The organism is Komagataeibacter europaeus LMG 18890 (genome assembly GCF_000285295.1).
Classification (GTDB): domain Bacteria; phylum Pseudomonadota; class Alphaproteobacteria; order Acetobacterales; family Acetobacteraceae; genus Komagataeibacter; species Komagataeibacter europaeus.
This window is the reverse complement of the sequence record NZ_CADP01000001.1, coordinates 28,553-47,692: the sequence shown is the minus strand read 5'-3', so window position 1 is coordinate 47,692 and position 19,140 is coordinate 28,553. Positions and strand designations below refer to the sequence as shown.

Annotated in this window: 17 protein-coding genes; 13 read left to right on the top strand and 4 right to left on the bottom strand. The window is 64.5% G+C overall.

The genetic code is table 11. From position 1 onward, the window contains the following. Positions 1-16: 16 nt before the first annotated feature. Complete coding sequence (locus GEU01_RS00245; RefSeq protein WP_019084486.1) at positions 17-424, bottom strand: hypothetical protein; 408 nt, start codon at positions 422-424, stop codon at positions 17-19. A gap of 234 nt (positions 425-658) precedes the next feature. Here GEU01_RS00245 and GEU01_RS22145 point away from each other — a divergent pair, with 234 nt between their 5' ends. The 11 genes from GEU01_RS22145 (at position 659) to GEU01_RS00190 (ending at position 14,387) form a co-directional block, all read left to right on the top strand. Continuing rightward, positions 659-1,171 (top strand): chemotaxis protein CheW, encoded by a 513-nt coding sequence (locus GEU01_RS22145; RefSeq protein WP_305067630.1) that lies wholly within the window; start codon positions 659-661, stop codon positions 1,169-1,171. Next, complete coding sequence (locus GEU01_RS00235) at positions 1,168-2,538, top strand: CheR family methyltransferase (protein ID WP_019084484.1); 1,371 nt, start codon at positions 1,168-1,170, stop codon at positions 2,536-2,538. The genes GEU01_RS22145 and GEU01_RS00235 overlap by 4 nt, the downstream gene beginning before the upstream one ends. Further along, on the top strand, positions 2,535-3,074 hold the full coding sequence (locus GEU01_RS00230) for a chemotaxis protein CheW (RefSeq protein WP_010506538.1): 540 nt from the start codon (positions 2,535-2,537) through the stop codon (positions 3,072-3,074). The genes GEU01_RS00235 and GEU01_RS00230 overlap by 4 nt, the downstream gene beginning before the upstream one ends. A 6-nt stretch (positions 3,075-3,080) precedes the next feature. Then, positions 3,081-4,763, top strand: coding sequence for a methyl-accepting chemotaxis protein (locus GEU01_RS00225; RefSeq protein ID WP_019084483.1), 1,683 nt, complete (start codon positions 3,081-3,083; stop codon positions 4,761-4,763). A gap of 10 nt (positions 4,764-4,773) precedes the next feature. After that, positions 4,774-6,897 carry a hybrid sensor histidine kinase/response regulator gene (locus GEU01_RS00220; protein WP_019084482.1) on the top strand — a complete coding sequence of 708 codons (2,124 nt, stop codon included), beginning with the start codon at positions 4,774-4,776 and terminating at the stop codon, positions 6,895-6,897. Next, positions 6,894-7,985, top strand: coding sequence for a chemotaxis-specific protein-glutamate methyltransferase CheB (gene cheB / locus GEU01_RS00215; RefSeq protein ID WP_019084481.1), 1,092 nt, complete (start codon positions 6,894-6,896; stop codon positions 7,983-7,985). Before GEU01_RS00220 ends, cheB begins: the two co-directional genes overlap by 4 nt. Positions 7,986-7,995: 10 nt before the next feature. Further along, positions 7,996-9,861 carry a response regulator gene (locus GEU01_RS00210; RefSeq protein ID WP_019084480.1) on the top strand — a complete coding sequence of 622 codons (1,866 nt, stop codon included), beginning with the start codon at positions 7,996-7,998 and terminating at the stop codon, positions 9,859-9,861. Positions 9,862-9,900: 39 nt separating this feature from the next. Continuing rightward, a complete protein-coding gene (locus GEU01_RS00205) occupies positions 9,901-11,868 on the top strand; it encodes a response regulator (RefSeq protein ID WP_019084479.1) in 1,968 nt (655 codons plus the stop codon). A 66-nt stretch (positions 11,869-11,934) separates the two neighbouring features. Next, positions 11,935-12,528, top strand: a complete 594-nt coding sequence (hslV, locus tag GEU01_RS00200) for an ATP-dependent protease subunit HslV (protein WP_026018371.1) — start codon at positions 11,935-11,937, stop codon at positions 12,526-12,528. Further along, positions 12,528-13,841: an ATP-dependent protease ATPase subunit HslU gene (gene hslU, locus GEU01_RS00195; RefSeq protein ID WP_019084477.1), complete on the top strand. Its 1,314-nt coding sequence runs from the start codon at positions 12,528-12,530 to the stop codon at positions 13,839-13,841. The genes hslV and hslU overlap by 1 nt, the downstream gene beginning before the upstream one ends. 99 nt (positions 13,842-13,940) lie before the next feature. Then, positions 13,941-14,387, top strand: a complete 447-nt coding sequence (locus GEU01_RS00190) for a SufE family protein (protein WP_010506521.1) — start codon at positions 13,941-13,943, stop codon at positions 14,385-14,387. A 110-nt stretch (positions 14,388-14,497) separates the two neighbouring features. Here the strand turns inward: GEU01_RS00190 and GEU01_RS00185 are convergent, their stop codons facing one another. Both GEU01_RS00185 and hpnR read right to left on the bottom strand, forming a co-directional pair. Further along, complete coding sequence (locus GEU01_RS00185) at positions 14,498-14,707, bottom strand: heavy-metal-associated domain-containing protein (protein ID WP_010506519.1); 210 nt, start codon at positions 14,705-14,707, stop codon at positions 14,498-14,500. A 476-nt stretch (positions 14,708-15,183) separates the two neighbouring features. Beyond that, entirely contained in the window at positions 15,184-16,728 is a 1,545-nt protein-coding gene (gene hpnR, locus GEU01_RS00180) for a hopanoid C-3 methylase HpnR (RefSeq protein WP_026018370.1), read from the bottom strand. 386 nt (positions 16,729-17,114) lie between these two features. On the opposite strand from hpnR, the gene GEU01_RS00175 reads away from it, so the two are divergent. Then, positions 17,115-17,429 (top strand): hypothetical protein, encoded by a 315-nt coding sequence (locus GEU01_RS00175; protein WP_025438979.1) that lies wholly within the window; start codon positions 17,115-17,117, stop codon positions 17,427-17,429. A 27-nt stretch (positions 17,430-17,456) separates the two neighbouring features. Here GEU01_RS00175 and GEU01_RS00170 read toward each other — a convergent pair whose 3' ends face one another. After that, complete coding sequence (locus tag GEU01_RS00170; protein WP_010506513.1) at positions 17,457-18,017, bottom strand: HNH endonuclease; 561 nt, start codon at positions 18,015-18,017, stop codon at positions 17,457-17,459. A 220-nt stretch (positions 18,018-18,237) separates the two neighbouring features. Between GEU01_RS00170 and gluQRS the strand changes: the two genes are divergently transcribed. Continuing rightward, positions 18,238-19,116 carry a tRNA glutamyl-Q(34) synthetase GluQRS gene (gene gluQRS / locus GEU01_RS00165; RefSeq protein WP_019084474.1) on the top strand — a complete coding sequence of 293 codons (879 nt, stop codon included), beginning with the start codon at positions 18,238-18,240 and terminating at the stop codon, positions 19,114-19,116. Positions 19,117-19,140: the final 24 nt, after the last annotated feature.

Here is a 19,140-nt window from a genome sequence, read left to right as displayed (position 1 = left end):
ACGGCCCTGTCTGTCTTTACATGGTGCGCGCGGCAATGGTGGACAGCGTGGCGCACAGCGCCGCGGCCGCCATGAGCAGCAGTCCGTCAAAGACCAGCGAGGACGGGGTCAGCAGGTGGGACCCCACCTCCAGGTGGTCGGGAATGGAATGCGTGACATGCGCGATCATGTCGCGTGTCTGCGGGTCGCTGCCCACGGCGCCGTTCACGATCCCGATGATATGGGGCAGCGCGCTCCACCCGATGCCAAGGATCAGCACCAGGGGGGCGACCAGTTCCGATACCTGCTGCACCAGATAGAACAGGAAGTAGAAAACCGACCATACCGCCAGCCGCACGATACGTGGCATATTCCCCCCCCCCGCGGCATTGGTGGCGGGGGGCAGCGTGCGATCCTGCGGCTGGTTGGAAAAGGGACTGTCCATTAAAACAAGACTCCGGTCATGGGTGTTGCTTCCCGGGATTGTTGGAAACGCATTCCAGACCGAGGTAGCGACCGCTTGTATTAAATGCAAACTTCTGCCTTGTGCATATGGGAAACAGCAGGTGCGCCGTCGCTAATGGATTACGCCACGCCACAGCAGGACAAGGGATATGGATCGGGTCGGCTGCCATTGCCGCCCGTCATGATCTTTCGCGTCGGTTAGCGGCAGTACGGCCTGCCCGCGGGCCTCGTGGTCAGGGAATGCATGCCCGTGCCCGAACTCATGCCGGTGGCCGTGTCGCTGCCACATGTATCGGGCTGGTTCCGGCTGGGGTCGGCCATGGTGGTGGTAATCGACCTTGGCGTGCTGCTGGGTGAACGCACGCAGGCGGTGCGCCGGCCCGTGGACCTGCTGTACTGCCCGCTGCTGCTGTGCAACCTGCCCGGTGGGGGCAGCGTGGCCCTGATGGTGGACGCGGTATGCGCGGTTGCGCGACCCGTTCCCGTTGCATCCGGCACGGTTGACGGTGACATGGCGGGGGACAGTGACGCAGGGCGGGAACTGGAACTTGGGGATGGTGGCATTGCATTCATGTTGCGCATGACCGACATCATCAATGATGATGAACGCATGCGGCTGGATACCCTGATGGAACGTACCCGTGCGCGCGCCACCCTGTGGGCCGCGATCGATACACCGCAACCCGACATGCCCGGTGACGACGGGCATGGGGAAGGGCGTTCATGACCGGACCGACCGCCTTTCCCCACGCGGGCCTGCGGCGGCTGCTCAACGCGGTCACCCGCCGCACGGGGCTGCATTACTATATGGACAAGGCCGACCTGCTGGAACAGGTGGTCGGCGCGCGCATGGCGCTGCATGGCTGCCGCACCTGCCATGACTACCTTGCCCTGCTGGCTGATGGGGCCCGGGGCGACAGGGAATGGCGGGAACTTGAATCCGCCATCACCATAGGGGAGACGTTTTTCTTCCGTTATGCCGAACAGTTCGCGGCCCTTGAACGCACCATCCTGCCACGACTGATCCGCCGTGCGCGGGCCACGCGCCACCTGCGGATATGGAGTGTCGGCTGTTCCAACGGGGCCGAACCCTATTCCATCGCCATCCTGCTGACGCGCCTGCTGGATGAGGCGGGGATGAACCCCGCTGACTGGCATGTCGAAATCCTGGGCACTGATATCAGCACCCGCGCCCTTGAACAGGCGCGGCAGGCCGAATTCAGCGCATGGACCCTGCGTGACATAGCCCACGCGCAGTGCGCCGCGTGGTTCGCCCCCGTCAGTCCGCGGATATGGCGGCTGCATGAATGCTATCGCCGCATGGTCCGGTTTCGGTACAGCAATGTCCTTGACCTGCTGCGGCCCGATGGTGGGCCGCCGGGGCCATTCGACCTGATCCTGTGCCGTAACGTGCTGATCTATTTCGCGCAGGCGCAGGCGCAGGCGCTGGTCCATGCCATGGCGGGCCGGCTTGCGCCCGAAGGCTGGATCCTGCTGGGGCATTCCGAACCCGCGTCCTGTTTCGCGCCCAGCCTTGAAACCGTGCGCCTGCCGGGCACGCTGGCGTTTCGCCTGCCCGCGAAGCCGGGCGGGGACGCGCGGGATGCGCCCGTCGCGTCCGACATGCCCCGGCGCAGGCCCACGCGCGCGCTTGTGCCCGTGCCCGCTGTGGACAGCGTGGCTGTCGCAACCGAAATCCGGCAGCTTGCTGATACGGGACAGGTTCCGCTGGCCATCCGCATGTGCCGTGACCACCTGCTGCGCCATCCCATGGATACCCGCATCCATTTCCTGTTTGCCGTGCTGGCATGGGGTGAAGGCAGCCTGCTTCAGGCCGAGGAATCGTTTCGCCGGGTCATCTATCTGTGCCGCGACCATATCATGGCGCGCTGCTACCTTGCCCGCCTGCTGGAAGATGCAGGGGGCTGGGTGGAGGCAAACCGGCTTCGCCAGCAGATGATGGAGCTGGCCCGCCGCCGCCCGCCCGATACCGTGCTGCCCGATGGGGATGGCATGACGGCGGGGGGACTGCTGCGCCTGGCCCGGCAGGCCAGTGAGGCACCGGCAATCCGTCATGCGCAGGTGACATCATGACGGAAAACGGGGACATCACGCCACCATCGGGCAAGGACGCCTTCGCCCGGCGGGTGCTGCATGAACGCGCGCGGATCATGGCCGCGCGCGGGCGGGACCAGGCGGGGGCGGCCGCGGGGCGGCTGCTGGTCATGCTGGACCTTGCGGGACAGGCCTGCGGGGTGGACCTGCATGCCGTGCTGCGCGTGACCGACCCGGTCTGGAGTGATATGCCCCGCAGGCCCGACTGCCCGCCCGGCGTGCGCGGCGTGCATGGCTATCAGGCCGACCTGTATACCGTATTCGACCTTTCGGTCCTGCTGGGGGGCGCGCCGCTGGAGGCGCCTGGCGTGATGCTGCTGCTGCGTTCGGTTTCCAGCATTCCGCTGGGGCGCATCGCCCTGCTGGCCAGTGGTGCCGCGGGCACCGTGGAAATCACGGGCACGCCCACGCCGCTTACGCCTTCGGGCTTTCCCCAGGCCAGTCTGCCCGATGGGCGCAGCCTGACCGTCATTGATCCCGCGCGCCTGTTTTCTTCCCGTTATGTCGGAGTGTGAAGTCCCGTGACAATCGCCAATCGCCTGCTGTTCGGTTTCATGGTCGGTGTCCTGCTGATGGTATCGCTGGGTATCTACGCGCTGGGACAGATCCGGGAGGTGCGTGATGAAATGACGATCATCGTCACCCGCGACCTGTCGGTCTATCGTGAACTGACGCATATCCGCGCCAATGAAAACGACCTTGTCGCCCGCAGGCTTGCCATCCTTGCGCATTATTACGCCCATGATTTCGAAACCGCCCCCGCCGTGCTGGAGGACGCCATTGCCGGATGGGATGAAAAGGCGCGCGACGCGGACAGGCTGCTGGCGGGCGTGCTGTCGCGCGCGGAAGAAGGAAGCAGGCTGGCCCGCAGCGACGACCAGCGCGAGATGTTCAATACCGTCGCCAGCCAGTTGCGTGACATTTCCGCACAGTTCCAGATGGATACGCACGGTGCCGCCATGCTGTTCCAGGCCATACGTGCGGGCAATGACGCGGGCGTGCGCGAACAGGCATCGCGTATCGACAGCCGCGAACAGTCGATTGACCTGCTGGTGGGGCGGGCGGCGTCCCTGCTGGACCACGTGGTGCAGGTGGCCGAAACGCAGGGGGCGGCATCGTATGATTACAGCCGCCGTTCGCTGGCCATCGGCATGGCGGGGGCGGTTGTCGTCGCCCTGATCGTGACCTTCTGGACGCGGCGTTCGATCATGGAACCGATCTCGTCCATCATGCATGTGATGGAACGCGTGGGGCAGGGCGACCTTGCCACCCGCGCCAAGGTGGGCGGCATGGGCGAGGACCGGGACGAGGTCGCCCGCCTTGCCTCGGGCCTGAACCGCATGATCGACGGCCTGCGGGAAATCGCGCGCCAGAGCGGGGAAGTCACCCAGAACCTTGACGCCGCCGTGGCCGAGATCCGCGCCTCCACCCAGCAGCAGGCCGCAAGCGTGGAAGAACAGTTTGCCGCGGTGCAGGAAACGGCGGCCACCGTGGACGAAATCACCCATTCCGGCGCACAGATCAGCAAGCGCGCGCGTGAAGTCATTTCCTCGGCGGAGGTGATTGTCCACAGTTCCGCAAGCGGGCTGGAAGCGGTGGAGGAAACGGCCCGCGCCATGGCCCATACCCATGACGGGGCGGAAGCCGTGGCGTCGAACATCGTGGCCCTGTCCGAACGGACCGAGGCGATCAGCGAAATCATTGCATCGGTCAACGACCTGTCCGAACGTTCCCACCTGCTGGCGCTGAATGCCGCGATCGAGGCGGCGGCGGCGGGCGAACATGGCCGTTCGTTCGCCGTGGTGGCGGCGGAGATGAAGATCCTGGCCGACCAGTCGCGCGATGCGACGCAGAACGTGCGGGCTATCCTTGGTGACATCCAGCGCGGCATCAACACCTCCGTCATGCTGACGGAGGAAGCGGTCAAGCGTGTCTCGGCAGGGAAGGAACGCACCTACATCGCCTACCGCACCATCGAACGCATGACCGGCGGGATCGAGGAAGGCGTGCATGCCTTCCAGCAGATCGTGGCGTCGACCAACCAGCAGCAGATCGGCATTGAACAGGTCATGACCGCGCTGCAGAGCATCCGCCAGGCCAGCCAGCAGACATCGGCGGGTACCCGCAACCTGGAGGTCTCGGCCAGCAACCTTGGCAAGCTGTCAAAACAGCTTCTGACCATTTCCGCACGTTACCAGACCTGACGGCCGGGCCGTGGATACCCTTCGCGACGAACTTCTGGCGGTATTCGATGCGGAATACCGCGACCATCTGCGCGTGATCCGCGGCATCGTGGCCGCTGGCTGCCCGGATGCGCAGGGGCTGGCGGAAATCTTCCGGCGTGTCCACTCGCTCAAGGGGGCGGCGCGCGCGGTGGAACTGCCGGTGGTCGAAGGGGTGGCCCACGCGCTGGAAAATCGCCTGTCGACCCTGCAGGCGGCCCGCGCCCTGCCAGATGAAGCCGACCTGAAGGCGATTACCGATACACTTGACGAGGTGGACCTGCTCATGACCACGGCCCCGGCGGGGGCGGATGCCCATGCGCTGGATGAGGACGCGCCCGCCGCCACGGCCATGGAAAACCCGGCCTATGTGCAGGTGCCTGTCGCACGGCTCGATGCGCTGGCCTCGGCGGTGCATGATCTCATGTCCGTGGCCGAACGGCATGAACGTCTGTGGGCGCAGGTGATGGACCTCCTGGATGAATCCCGCGCGGTCATGCATGCGCCCGAACGCATGCGCGCCGATCCCGTGGCCGAATTCGCGCGCATGACGCGCAGGCTCATGACGGTGGGGCGCGAACGTGAACTCATGTCCGGGCAGATCGACCGCGCGCTGCTGCGGCTGGGGGAGGAAGTCCATGCCGTGACCCTCGTGCCCGCCGAAAGCGTGTTCGGCTCCCTTGCCGCCATGGCCCGGCGTATCGCCCGCGAACATGGCGGGCCGGATGCAGGCGTGGACGTGCACATGCATGGCATGGAGGTCCAGACCGAACGCCGCGTGATGCAGGCCCTGCGCGACCCGGTGGTCCATCTTGTGCGCAACGCCATCGTGCATGGGCATGAAACCCGTGCCCGGCGGCTGAAGGAAGGCAAGTCCGAACGCCTGAACATCACCATCGCCGTCACCCTGACGGGCGTGCGGCTGCAGGTCGCGGTCAGTGACGACGGGCGCGGGCCGGACCTGCAGGCGATTGCCGCGCGCGCGGCGGGGCAGGGGCTGGTCCATGCCGATGCGCCGCTGGAGGCGCGGCAACTGCTGGCGCGCGTGTTCGAACCGGGTTTTTCCACGCGGGGCCAGGCGGATACGCTGGCCGGGCGCGGGGTGGGCCTGTCGGTGGTGGCGGAAGCGGCGCGCGCCCTGCATGGCACCGTGCGCATGGAACAGCGCCAGCCCGCAGGGACGACCGTCACTCTGACCGTGCCGGTGTCCCAGCGCCAGCGCACCGTGCTGCTGGTGGAAAATGCCGGGCAGTCGCTCGGCCTGCCCGGACGCGTGATCCGCCACCTGCTGCGGGTGCGGCGTGATGAGATCCGGCTGCTCAATGGCGCGCCCTTCGCCGTGGTGCCGCATCCCAATGACGGCACGCAGCCAGCGGCCGGCCAGGCCGGGAAACAGGCCGAGGACCTGGTGCTGCTGGTGCCGCTGCGGGCCTTTGTGGGGGATGAGAACGCGCCGTTGCCCGTGCGCGACGGCGCGGTCAGCGTCGTGGTGATGGAGGTGGATGGCGTACGCTGCGGCTTTGCGGTGGAACGCATGGTGGATGTGCGCACGCTGCTGGTGTCGGACGCGACAGCCGTGGGGCTGGACAGCGAACTGGTCCCCGGCATTGCCTGGCAGCGCGAGGACCAGCCCGTCTTCATCCTTAGCCCCGACCGGCTGTTTGCGCGCTGGCGGCTGCGGGGCAATGGTGGTGGCGTCTGCTTCAGCGACGTGGATGAAGCCGCCCCCGTGGTGCCCGTGCGCCATGCGCCGCTGGTCATGGTGGTGGATGATTCGATCACGACCCGGACACTGCAGAAAACCATATTGCAGTCCCATGGTTACGATGTCTGCCTTGCGGTGGATGGGGAGGAAGCGCTGGCGATGCTCCAGCAGTCCTCGCGGCATGTGGATGTGGTGGTGACGGATGTCGAAATGCCGCGCATGGATGGCTTCGCCCTGCTGGCGGCCATGCGGGCCGATCCCCACCTGTCGGGCATACCGGTTGTCCTGATGACATCACGGGACGAGGGGGATGACGTGCGCCGGGGCATGGAAGGCGGCGCGCGTGCTTACCTGACCAAACAGAAATTCGACCAGGGTGAACTGATCGACACCATAAAGGGGCTGTTGTGAACGATGTGACGCCCCAGCCCCCGCGCCGCGTGCTGATCGTGGAGGATTCGGCGGTGCTGCGCCACCTGCTCATGCGCGTGGTGACGGGCGACCCGCGCCTGGAACTGGTGGAGGCCGTGGAAACGGCGGAGGAGGCGCTGCGCCTTGTCCCACGCCTACGCCCCGATGTGATTTCCATGGATATCTGCCTGCCCGGCATGGACGGGCTGGAAGCCACGCGGCAGATCATGGCGCATTTTCCAACCCCCATCGTGATCGTCAGTGACACCGTCGGCGCGCAGGCGACGCAGGTTTCCATGAACGCCCTGCGGTCGGGGGCGCTGTCGGTGATCGAGAAACCGCAGGGCCTGTCGGGTGCCGCCGGCGCAGCCGTGGCGCAGGGAATTGCCACGCAGTTGTATATCATGAGCCAGGTGCCCGTTATCCGCCGCCGCCTGATGCAGGCCGAACCCTTCCGGCACAAGGGCATGTGGACGCGCCCGTTGGATATCCGTCCGCGCATCCTCGCCCTTGCGGCCTCAACCGGGGGGCCTACGGCCTTTGCCCGCGTGCTGGGCGACCTGCCGGCGGATTTCGCGCTGCCGGTGGTGCTGGTGCAGCATATGGGCCAGCCCTTCATGGAAGGGTTCGCGGCGTGGCTGGACCAGCATGTGGCCCTGCCGGTCATGCTGGCGCAGCACGGCATGCAGCTGGAACGCGGCCGGGTGCTGGTGGCGCCAGGCAACCGGCACATGACTGTCGGCCCGCGCGGTGACGTGCTGCTGCATGATGATGCGGTGGTGCAGGGGCAGCGGCCATCGGCCGATGTGCTGTTTTCTTCCGTGGCCCGCGTGTTTGGCGCGGACAGCCTTGGCGTGCTGCTGACCGGCATTGGCGAAGACGGCGTGGCGGGGCTGGGCCGTATCCGTGGCGCCGGTGGCTATACCATTGTCGAAGACCGCAGCACCGCCGTCATCCACGGCATGCCGGGGGCCGCCGAACGCGCGGGGGCTGCGTGCATAAGCCTGCCGGTGCATGAAATCACCCCGCATATTCTCCGGATCGTGGCAGGTGGCCAGATCCCTTCCGAAGGCCCCCTAGCAGGATGATGACGCCCCGATGCCGCTGACTGACCAACAGGACCATGCCGACACCCTGCTGCTGGTGGAGGATTCGGACACGCAGGCCCTTCGTGTCCGCCGCATGCTGGAAGGCCACGGCTTTCACGTCCACCGCGTGGCCAGCGGGGAGGAAGCGCTCGATACCCTTGACGAACGCCTGCCGGGGCTGGTGATCGCCGACTACCACCTGCCGGGCATGAATGGCGGGCAGCTGGCCCGCCAGCTGCGCATGAACGCGGTCACGCGCACCATCCCCGTCCTGATCCTGACGGAGGGGATCGAGCCGGGGCTGGAGCGTGAGGGGCTGGAAAGCGGGGCGGACGCCTATATCCCCAAGTCATCCGACCCGGCGCTGATCGTCTTCCGTATCCGCGCGCTGCTGCGTGAACATGCGGCGCATGCGCCATCCCTCCTGCCGCAGCGCGTGTTCCGGCGCGCGCGTATCATGGTCATCGCCCCCGAACCCGCCCACCGGCGCGCGGTGCCCGAACTGATCGACCAGTTGCGGCGTGACGGGCATATCGTCACCCTGTGCCCCGATCCCTCGCTGCTCAGGCCGTCCCTGCTGCATGACCCCGACCATGTGCCCGACTGCGTGGTGATCGACCTGGCGTGCCGGGAATTCGACGGGCTGGAAGTCTGCCGCAAGCTGGACGAATGGCGGCAGAAGGACCTGCTTTCGGGTAACGTGCCACCGCGTATCCTGGGGGTGGATGGCGCGCCCCGGCCCGATGCGAAGGAATTTTCGGCCCGCGTGTTCGAGGCGGGGATAGACGATCTCGTCTCGCGCGATGTGGGGCCTGCGGCGCTGGCGCTGCGCATTCGCGTGCTGGTGCGCCGCAAGCTGTTGCAGGATGACGTGCGCCGGATCGAGGTCGAGCGTCAGGCGCGTGAAATCGCGGTCAAGAGCGCCAGGGCGGAGGCCGCGGCCATCGCGTCCAAGGCGTCCCTGGCCGAGGCGCTGGAACAGGCCAACCGCGAACTGGCCGACGCCAACCGCAAGCTGATCGAGACACAGGGCAAGCTGGTGCAGACGGCCAAGATGGCGTCACTGGGTGAACTGGTGGCGGGCATCGCGCATGAAATCAACAATCCGCTGGCCTTCATCCTGGCGCACAAGGATACGGTGGCGCGTGGTCTGGACCGCGTGATCGGGATGGAAGCCGACAGCGCCGATCCCGGCCATGACGACCGGGCCGCGATCCTGAACAAGTGCCGCGACCGGGTGGGATCCATGAACATGGGGCTGCGGCGTATCCAGAACCTTGTGCTGAACCTGCGCAAATTCTCGCGACTGGATGAAGGACTGTTCCAGCTGATCGACGTGCCCGAGGCGCTGGAAACCGTCATGGCGCTGCTGACACAGAAGCTGGGCAACGGGATTGTGGTCAGACGCCGGTATGAAGCCCCGGACCGGCTGTACTGCCAGGCGGCGCTGCTCAATCAGGTCATCATGAATATTATCAGCAATGCGGCCGATGCAATTCTTGCCGCCCAGCCTGATGATATGTCTGTCCGTGGCGGGATCGCGGAAGGGGAAATCGAGATACACACGTTCCTTGCACATAACGGGGACGGGCGGGACAGCTACGTCTTTGTCATTACCGACAGTGGCCCCGGCATCGCGCCTGATGTGCAGGAACGTATTTTCGAGCCGTTTTTCACCACCAAGCCGGTTGGTGCCGGAACCGGGCTGGGGCTTGCGATTGCCTACAGCGTGGTGCAGGCCCACCAGGGCAGCCTGTCGGTTGGCGCCGCGCCGCAGGGCGGGGCGCGCTTCACCATTTCCGTGCCATGGAATCCCGGTCCGGGGAACGAGGGGCAGGCAGCCCCATCCCGGCCTTTATCCGATCAAGCGCGTTGAGGCACCCCGCGTGGCCTTCGTGCAGGGAGTTGCAGACCAATGAATACCAACCCCGCGACGCAGCCGCGCCCTGTTGTCCTGCTGGTGGATGACGAAGCCGAGATCCTTGTAGCCCTGACGGACCTGCTGGAAGATACCTTTACCGTCCTGTCCACCACATCCCCCACCGAGGCGCTGGACATCCTCGCCGCGCGCAACGACGTGGACGTGATCGTATCCGACCAGCGCATGCCCGAAATGGGTGGCGACGTGATGCTGGCGCGCGCGCGCGCGCACAGCGATGCGCAGGCCATCCTGCTGACGGGTTATGCCGATATCGGGGCGGTGGCGGCGGCGCTGAACCAGGGGCGGATCTCGTTCTATTCGCACAAGCCATGGGACCCGGACGCCCTGCGCGCCATGATCGTGCAGGCCGCGGACTACCACCGGCTGGAACGTGAACTGCGCACCGAGCGCATGCTGCTGCACGGCCTGCTGGACAACCTGCGTTCGGGGCTGGGGTTCAAGGACGCGCAGGGCCGCTTCATCCGCATCAACCGGCAGGCCGCCGATTTCTATGGCCGCGATATCGCAGGCTGCCTTGGCCATACGGAGGAGGAGCTGTGTGACGCGGACCTGCTGCCCCTTATCCGTGCGGCGCATGAACGCCTGCATGCCGAGGGCCGGGACGAGGAAACCGTCGAACTGCCCGCCCATATCCGTGGCGGCGTGCAGGGACGGTGGCGCGAGATCACGCGTGTTGTGCTGGGGGCGCTGGGCGACGGGTCGGCGTGCTCCGTTGTGATCAACCGTGATATTACCCGCCAGCAGGAAATGGCCGCCCGCCTGCGTCAGGCGGAAAAGATGCAGGCTTTGGGCACGCTGGCCGGTGGCATCGCGCATGATTTCAACAACCTGCTGACCGCCGTCCTCGGTTCGCTTGAACTGGTGCGCGACATGGGGCCGGAAACGGGGCCGATGGCGCGCCTGCTGGACAATGCATCCGCCGCCGCGCAGCGCGGGGCGTCACTGACGCGCAGGCTGCTTAATTTCAGCCGCCCGCGCGACCTCAGCCTTGAGCCGGTGGACGTGAACGCCCTTTTGCATGGCATGAACGACCTGCTGGCGCAGACGGTGGTGTCGCGCCAGGGGAAAAGCGGCGGCGCGCCATGCGCCATCGTGGTGGATACGGCGGCGTCGGACGGAATGCTGCCGCCGGTCTGCACCGATGCGGGGCAACTGGAACTGGCGGTGCTCAACCTGTGCATCAACGCCGTGGATGCCATGCCCGAAGGCGGGCTGATAAAGGTATCCACGGCGCTGAAGCGGGTGAAGGAAATCGTGGCGGGCACGAATCTTGTGCCCGGTGAATATGTCATGGTTTCGGTGACTGATCAGGGCGTTGGCATGTCGCCCGAGACACTGGCCCGCGTGTTCGAACCCTTTTTCACCACCAAGGATGTCGGGCGTGGCACCGGGCTGGGCCTGTCCATGATCTACGGCTTCATCCGCCATGTGGGCGGCGAGGTACAGGTGCGCAGCAGGCCGGGCGAGGGCACGCGCGTGGACCTGTGCCTGCCGGTGCAGGGCGGTGGCAACGCCACGGATGCCCCGGTCGCCGCCGTGGCCGCCACGCCGGCGGAGGGCGCGGGCCAGCGCGCGCTGCATGTCATGGTGGTGGATGATGAACCGGGCGTGCGCGCGGTGACGGCGGGCTTCCTGCGCGCGCGCGGGCATGAGGTGCATGAATACGCCAGCGGCACCGCCGCCGTGCAGGCCATGGAGCAGGGGCTGGGACCGATCGACCTTGTGATCATGGACGTGATGATGCCGGGCATGGGGGGCATGGAGACGGCCCATCACCTGCAGGCGCTGCGCCCGGGACTGCGGGTGCTGTACCTGACGGGATACGCCAATGCCGTCGCCCTGCCGGCGGGCAGCGCCGATGTCATGCACAAGCCCTTTACCCGTGCCGATCTGGCCGCCCATATCGACCGGATCATGCACCGCGCCCCGCAGGAGGCATAGGGGCGCCGCACCGTCGGGGCGTTCTTGCCCCTTGTGCTGGCGTGAGAACGTTTTATTTCTATTGATATGCAAGAATATCATTCATCTCCCCATGACCCTGTCGGGTGGCATGGAACAACCATCTTATGTGTCCGGCGTGATGGCCAGGTTGCCATGGCGGGCGATGGGCAGGTGACGCTGGGCGCCACCGTGATCAAGGGCAATGCCCGCAAGGTGCGCCGCATCGGCCCCACCGGGCAGATCCTTGCCGGGTTCGCAGGGGCCACGGCGGATGCCTTCACCCTTCTGGAACGGCTGGAAAACAAGCTGGAACGCTACCCCAACCAGCTGGAACGCGCCTGCGTGGAACTGGCGAAGGACTGGCGCACGGATCGCTACCTGCGTCGGCTGGAGGCGATGATGGCCGTGGCGGATGCCGAACGCTCCTTCACCCTGACCGGCAATGGCGACGTGCTGGAACCCGAGGACGGCATCATCGCCATCGGTTCGGGTGGCAATTACGCGCTGTCGGCGGCACGCGCGCTGCTGGGGATCGCGGGACTGCCGGCGGTCGACATCGCACGGCGGTCAATGAAGATCGCCGGTGACATCTGTGTTTACACCAATCATTCCGTCATTGTGGAAACACTGGGCGCGGATGCGCAGGACGGAGCGGCGTAATGGAAATTCCCAATCATTCCCCGCGTGAAATCGTGGCCGAACTGGACCGCTACATCATCGGCCAGGCCGATGCGAAGCGTGCCGTGGCCATTGCGCTGCGCAACCGCTGGCGGCGCGCGCAGCTGACCGATGCGATGCGTGACGAGGTCGTGCCCAAGAACATCCTGATGATCGGGCCGACGGGTTGCGGCAAGACCGAAATCGCGCGCCGTCTGGCCAAGCTGGCGCAGGCGCCCTTCCTGAAGGTCGAGGCCACGAAATTCACCGAAGTCGGTTATGTCGGCCGCGACGTGGAAAGCATCGTGCGTGATCTGGTCGAGGCCTCGATCAACATGCTGCGCGACCTGCGGCGCAAGGACGTGGAAAAGAACGCCGAACAGGCGGCCGAGGACATCCTGCTCGACGCCCTGGTGGGTGAAGGCGCTTCGTCCGAAACCCGGAACAAGTTCCGCCGGATGCTGCGTGCCGGTGAACTGGAAAACAAGGAAGTCGAGATCTCGATTGCCGAAGGGGGCAGCCCGTCACCGTCCGACATGCCGAACATGACGCCCGGTGCGGTCATCAACTTCTCCGACATGATGAAGGGCTTCATGAACCGCATGCCGCAGCAGAAGCGCATGACGGTGGCTGCCGCCCGTGCCGCCCTGATCCGGCAGGAAGCGGACAAGATGCTGGATACCGAAACCCTGACGCGTGAAGCCGTGGCCCATGCGCAGGACCATGGCATTGTCTTCCTTGATGAGATCGACAAGGTCTGTGCCCGTGCGTCCGAAGGGGGATCGCGTGGCGGCGACGTATCACGTGAAGGGGTGCAGCGCGACCTGCTGCCCCTGATTGAAGGGACGACGGTTTCCACCAAATACGGCCCCGTGCGCACGGACCATATCCTGTTCATCGCATCTGGCGCATTCCATATCGCCAAGCCGTCCGACCTGCTGCCCGAACTGCAGGGGCGTCTGCCCATCCGCGTGGAACTGGCGTCGCTGACGCGTGACGACCTGCGCCGGATACTCACCGAGCCGGAGCATTCACTGCTGCAGCAGTACGTCGCCCTGCTGGGCACGGAAAAGGTCACGCTGTCCTTTACCGATGGCGCGATTGACGCGCTGGCGGAACTGGCGGCCGACATCAATGAACGTGTCGAGAATATCGGCGCGCGGCGTCTGGCCACCGTGCTGGAACGCCTGCTGGAAGACGTATCCTTCACTGCTGCCGACAGGAGTGGTGAGGATGTGGTGATCACGGCCGATGATGTCCAGAACCGGGTGGCCCCCCTGGCCCGCAAGGGTGATCTGAGCCGCTTTATCCTGTAGGGCAGTAACTGCCGGTGCAGGGGGCCGCGCCACAGGGTTCGGCCTTTTGCGTTCCGTCCCGTTTTCCGGCCCGTCATGAGGCCCCGCGTAACAGGAAAGATGATGACCGACCCCTTTGTTAAGCCCGAGGACGACACCGCCGCTGATGCCATTGCGGAAATTGGCGAGGAACTGGCCCTGTTTGATGACTGGATGCAGCGTTACCAGTACATCATCGAACTGGGGCGCAAGCTGCCGCCATTCCCCGCTGAATGGCAGGATGACGCCCATCGCGTGCCGGGATGCCAGAGCCAGGTCTGGATGGAAGTGCAGCCGCGTGATGGCCTGCTGTACCTGGCCGGCGCGTCGGACGCGGCCATCGTGTCGGGACTGGTGGCGCTGCTGCTGCGGGTTTATTCGGGACGCAGCCGGGACGAGATCCTGAATACGGACCCCGGATTCCTGCGTGACCTTGGACTGGTGCAGGCCCTGTCCACCAACCGAGGCAACGGGGTGGAAGCCATGGCGCAGGCCATACGCAAGGCCGCCGCGGCGATGCCCGCCTGAATGCGGAACAGAAGTTTTCCGGGGGCCGCCTTTTTTCAAAAAGGCGGCGTTTCCTGAAGCCTTTTGAAAAAAGCTTCACCAGGAACTTCTTTCACGCCTGTCCCGGCCGGTCAGTAACCGGCGTCAAAACCGGCATCGTCCACTGCGGCGAACAGGTCGTCGGGATTGGTGACGCGTCCGTCATAGGTGACGAAGGCCTTGCCCTGTTCCAGCGAGACTTCCACCATCGAGACGCCATCCACGGCTTGCAGCGCATTCACTACCTTGGACGCGCACCCGTCACAGGTCATGCCGCTTATGTTCAGTGTTATTGTTTCCATGATCTGATCGCCTTTACACCTGCTGGCAGCCTGTATGGGTGCCTGTGGTTGAGAACCGGACCAATTACACCAGATAAGGGCGTTTAACGCCATCATCCCCTTATTCCCCGGCGACGGACCCAGAAACGCGTCAAGGACATGATTGATGGTCCTGCACGGGCTTGCGGGGGCAGGGGCCAGACCGGGCGTGTATTAGCTTTTGATATTATCGATTGTAATAAAATTACTATCGGGAATTGCGGACTGAAAAGCCATGCTTCATGCCGCAGCCTATCACCCCATAACCTGCCGGGACGACGCGCAGCGGCATGTGGCACGGGATCATGGCTGTCGGTCAGGGCCTGTTTCTACGGGTCGGCAGGCGTGGAGAGCAGCCCGTCAGATAACCGGGACGGTGTGTAGCGTCAGGATGCAAAAAAGGCCGGTGCATGAAGCAACCGGCCTTTCAGGTCATGAACGTGATGCGGCGTGACGGCTCAGTCAACCGTGCTCATGCGGGTTTCATCCACAAACTTTTCGGTATCATCATCCAGTTTGCGCGACTTGCGGCCGGCAGGACCATGGACATACAGTGTCTTGCGATCGATTTTCTGATCGGTGCCTTCCGGCTTCAGCGGCATTTCGTATTCCGGCTTCTGCGCATGGTCGGCCATCTGCAGGTCGGGATTGAAGACCGAATTGAACTTCCAGATCATGGTCAGGAAGTTGGTCTGCCCACGCAGCGCAAGACGCAGGGCAATGCCCAGCGTGTCCTTGATCGCGCTCCAGCCCAGATGCTTGTTGTTCAGGATCTGCTGGGTCTTGACCAGTTCTTCATAGAACTCACGCAGCGGCAGCGTGGTGGGCATGACCGCGTGCTGGATATCAAACAGGCGATAGTCGCGCGTGGTCAGCTTGCGGGACTCGCTTTCCCAGATTTCCGTGCCGGGGTAGGGGGTGGTGACCGAAATGTTCACGATGTCCGGGATTTCCAGGCACCACTGGCGGATCACCTCGAAGCGTTCGCGATCCCATGACGGGTCGGCAATCAGGTTGATGGCGACGATCAGGTCCAGCGAACGGGCGTATTCCAGCGCCTCGAAATTGCGGTCCATCGACACGCGCTTGCGGAACCGCTTCAGCCCTTCCGCATCGACGGCTTCCAGCCCGAGGAAGATGTAGCTCAGGCCGATTTCCTTCCAGACCGCGAACACTTCCTTGTTGCGCATCAGCACGTCGGCGCGGGTCTCGAGGTAGTATTCCTTCTTGATGTTGCGGCGCTTGATCTCATCGGCGATGGCAAGGCCGTGCTCGGCATGGACGAAGGCCACGTCATCGACGATGAAGATGCCGGGTTCCTTGATTCCCTCCAGTTCCTCGCCAATCACCTTGGCGCTGGCAGTGCGGTAGGACCGGCCATAGAAGGTCCATGCGCTGCAGAACGTGCAGTCCCAGGGGCAGCCACGGGCGAATTCGATCGACGCCGCCGGGTCCAGCGTGCCGATGAAGTACTTGCGGCGGTGGCGCAGCAGGTCACGCGCGGGACGGACTTCATCCAGGGATTCGATGAAGATCGGCGGCGGGCCATCGCCTTCCATGGTGACGACGCCGGGCACGGTCAGCAGGTCCTTGCCCTGTTCCCATGCCTCGAGCAGCAGGCCGACGGTGGCGTCGCCCTCCCCCTTCAGCACGCAGTTGATGGCCCCGTCGGACAGTGCGAGCACGTCACGCGCGATGAACGAGATCGAGTGCCCGCCAATGAACAGGAACACGTTGGGCAGGCGCCTGCGCGTTTCCTTGCACAGGTCAATGATCTCGGGGACATTGGCCAGGTAGTTGCCCGAAAAACAGATGGCGTGCGGACGGAATCGCTCGATGCGTTCCCAGTAATCGGGATGCTTCTCGACCTGCAGGTCGATGATTTCCACATCATGTCCCTTGTTGCGCGCGGCACCGGCAACCAGTTCAAGCCCCAGCGGTTCAAGACGCAGGAAGACCTTCGTGTACATGAGCGAGCTTGGATGAACGGCCAGTAATCTCATTCTTTTACCTCAGGGCATCGATGGGGACGGTGTCACAGCACGCCAGTGCATACGCAATCCGATAACAAATTTACAGCCGGACCAGCGCCGTATTTGTATTTTTTATATATCAGACACGATTTAGAAAAAATAAGAATAATGACAGAGGGTGGCAATATAAGTGTGATCTGTCATCCAGTTCACGGTAATATCACCTATGCATTCAGTTAATGCCAGCACGCCCCTTGCTGTATTTCATGGGCTGGTATGTTTTTCTTTCATGCCCGGCTTTGGGGGTAGGGGACCTATGCACTGCCAACGGGGCAGGGCGTGGATGACCGTCATGTCCCCTATCGCAACCGGCGCTTTCGTGGCAGTGTCGGCACCGCTTAAGCGACGGGGTCGAAATGAAGCTGAAAATCGTGGAAAGAATGTCCGCCCGCCTCGGGCTGCTGGCATGTGGGCTGGTTATGGTATGCGGCTGTACCGCTGAAATCGGGCGCAAGCCCTTCGAAAGTGACGTGAAGTGCCTGCGCGAACAGATGGGCACCACCATGCAGCTCAGCTTTCCCATCGCTGCGAACACTTGCCAGCGGATGAGCGACCACAACTTCGTCTTCAGCAAGAACCACAAGCATGCCGAGCCGTTGCCGCTGAAGCTGCGTGGCGCGCCCGACCTGCAGAAGATGGCGGACGAATACGGTTACAGCTATACAAAATAACGTGTCGGGGCCTGTGCCCCGATCCGTTCAGTTTTCCAGTTCGGTGTCCCAGTACAGGTAATCGCGCCAGCTTTCATGCAGGTAGTTGGGCGGAAAGGCCCGGCCGTTTTCCTGTAGCCTGCGGCTGGTGGGGCGTGTGGGCGTGCGGTCGGGATACATGCGGATCTGGTGGGGCATGTACGATCCCTTGATCAGGTTGCATGGGCTGCATGCCGTCACCACGTTTTCCCAGCTTGTGCGGCCGCCCTTGCTGCGCGGAATGACGTGGTCGAATGTCAGTTCCTGTGTCGGGAAGCGGGTGTTGCAGTACTGGCAGGAAAAATTGTCCCGCAGGAAGACGTTGAAGCGGGTGAAGGCGGGCTTGCGGGCGGACGGGATATAGTCCTTCAGCGCGATGACGCTGGGCAGGCGCAGGCTGTGGGTGGGGGAACGCACGACGGTGTCATATTCGCTCAGCACCGATACGCGGTCCAGCCAGACGGCGCGGATGGCGTCCTGCCATGACCACAGGGAAAGCGGAAAGTAGGAAAGGGGCCTGAAATCGGCGTTCAGGACCAGGGCGGGCAGGTATTGACTGTCACAGGGCACGGACGCATTCCTTTCCGAATGCCGCGCACAATGCTTGGGCGTATCCTGTAGCGAAGCGAACGCCTGCGTTGTGCGTCGTCGTCAGATAACTGCAGGAATCTATTGCAGACCCCGCATGGCGTGGCAAGTCATGCCCACGGGGTGTCCAGATGCCCTTCATGCACGGAGGAAAGCAAGAAAATGACGGTGTTTTCAGGTATCCTGCTGTTTTAATTCAATAATGGCGTTCACGACCCGTTTTGCCCCAAGCCCCACCGGGCACCTGCACCTTGGCCATGTCGCATCAGCCCTGCGGGGCTGGCGGATGGCTGTGGAGTCGGGTGGGGTCTTCCTGCTGCGCGTGGAAGACATCGACACGGTCCGCTGCCGCCCCGAATTCATTGCCGACCTTTACACGGACCTGGCCTGGCTTGGCCTGTCATGGCCGCAGCCGGTGCGCAGGCAATCGCAGCACATGGCCGACTACCGCCGCGTGCTGGACAGCCTGCAGGCGCGTGGCCTGCTGTATCCATGTTTCTGCACCCGGCGCGACATTGCCGAAGCCGCAAGCGCCCCCCATCATGCCCCCGACGGCACGCTGGTCTATCCCGGTACGTGCAGGCACATGAATCCCGCGCTGCGGGCGGACATGCTGGCGGCGGGCGTGCCCCATGCGCTGCGGCTGGACATGGCGGCCACGCTGCGCCTGCCCGGTGCGCGGGACCTGACATGGCATGAACTTGGCCACGGCCCGCGTCCATGTCAGCCGCAGCTGTTTGGCGATGTAGTGCTGGCGCGCAAGGATGTGCCCGCGTCCTATCACCTGTGCGTCACGCATGATGACGCGCTGCAGGGCGTAAACCTTGTGACAAGGGGCGAGGACCTTATGGCCGCCACCGCGCTGCATCGCCTGCTGCAGCATGTCATGGGCTGGCCCGCGCCGTGTTACAGCCACCATCCCCTGTTATGCGACGACACGGGCCGGAGGCTGGCCAAGCGTGATGGCGCGGTCTCCATCCGCGCCATGCGCGCGGCGGGCATGACGCCGCGACAGGTATGCGCTGCCGCAGGCATGCCCGATCACATATCTGCTGTTTCCACCGCCGCGTCTTCGCACTAGGCTACGCGCCCGTTGCCCGGCCGC

Coding starts and splice junctions, on each gene's coding strand:
- GEU01_RS00245 (WP_019084486.1), bottom strand. CDS start 424: ATGGACAGTCCCTTTTCCAACCAGCCGCAGGATCGCACGCTGCCCCCC.
- GEU01_RS00235 (WP_019084484.1), top strand. CDS start 1,168: ATGACCGGACCGACCGCCTTTCCCCACGCGGGCCTGCGGCGGCTGCTC.
- GEU01_RS00230 (WP_010506538.1), top strand. CDS start 2,535: ATGACGGAAAACGGGGACATCACGCCACCATCGGGCAAGGACGCCTTC.
- GEU01_RS00210 (WP_019084480.1), top strand. CDS start 7,996: ATGCCGCTGACTGACCAACAGGACCATGCCGACACCCTGCTGCTGGTG.
- GEU01_RS00205 (WP_019084479.1), top strand. CDS start 9,901: ATGAATACCAACCCCGCGACGCAGCCGCGCCCTGTTGTCCTGCTGGTG.
- hslV (WP_026018371.1), top strand. CDS start 11,935: ATGCAAGAATATCATTCATCTCCCCATGACCCTGTCGGGTGGCATGGA.
- hslU (WP_019084477.1), top strand. CDS start 12,528: ATGGAAATTCCCAATCATTCCCCGCGTGAAATCGTGGCCGAACTGGAC.
- GEU01_RS00190 (WP_010506521.1), top strand. CDS start 13,941: ATGATGACCGACCCCTTTGTTAAGCCCGAGGACGACACCGCCGCTGAT.
- GEU01_RS00185 (WP_010506519.1), bottom strand. CDS start 14,707: ATGGAAACAATAACACTGAACATAAGCGGCATGACCTGTGACGGGTGC.
- hpnR (WP_026018370.1), bottom strand. CDS start 16,728: ATGAGATTACTGGCCGTTCATCCAAGCTCGCTCATGTACACGAAGGTC.
- GEU01_RS00175 (WP_025438979.1), top strand. CDS start 17,115: ATGAAGCTGAAAATCGTGGAAAGAATGTCCGCCCGCCTCGGGCTGCTG.
- gluQRS (WP_019084474.1), top strand. CDS start 18,238: ATGGCGTTCACGACCCGTTTTGCCCCAAGCCCCACCGGGCACCTGCAC.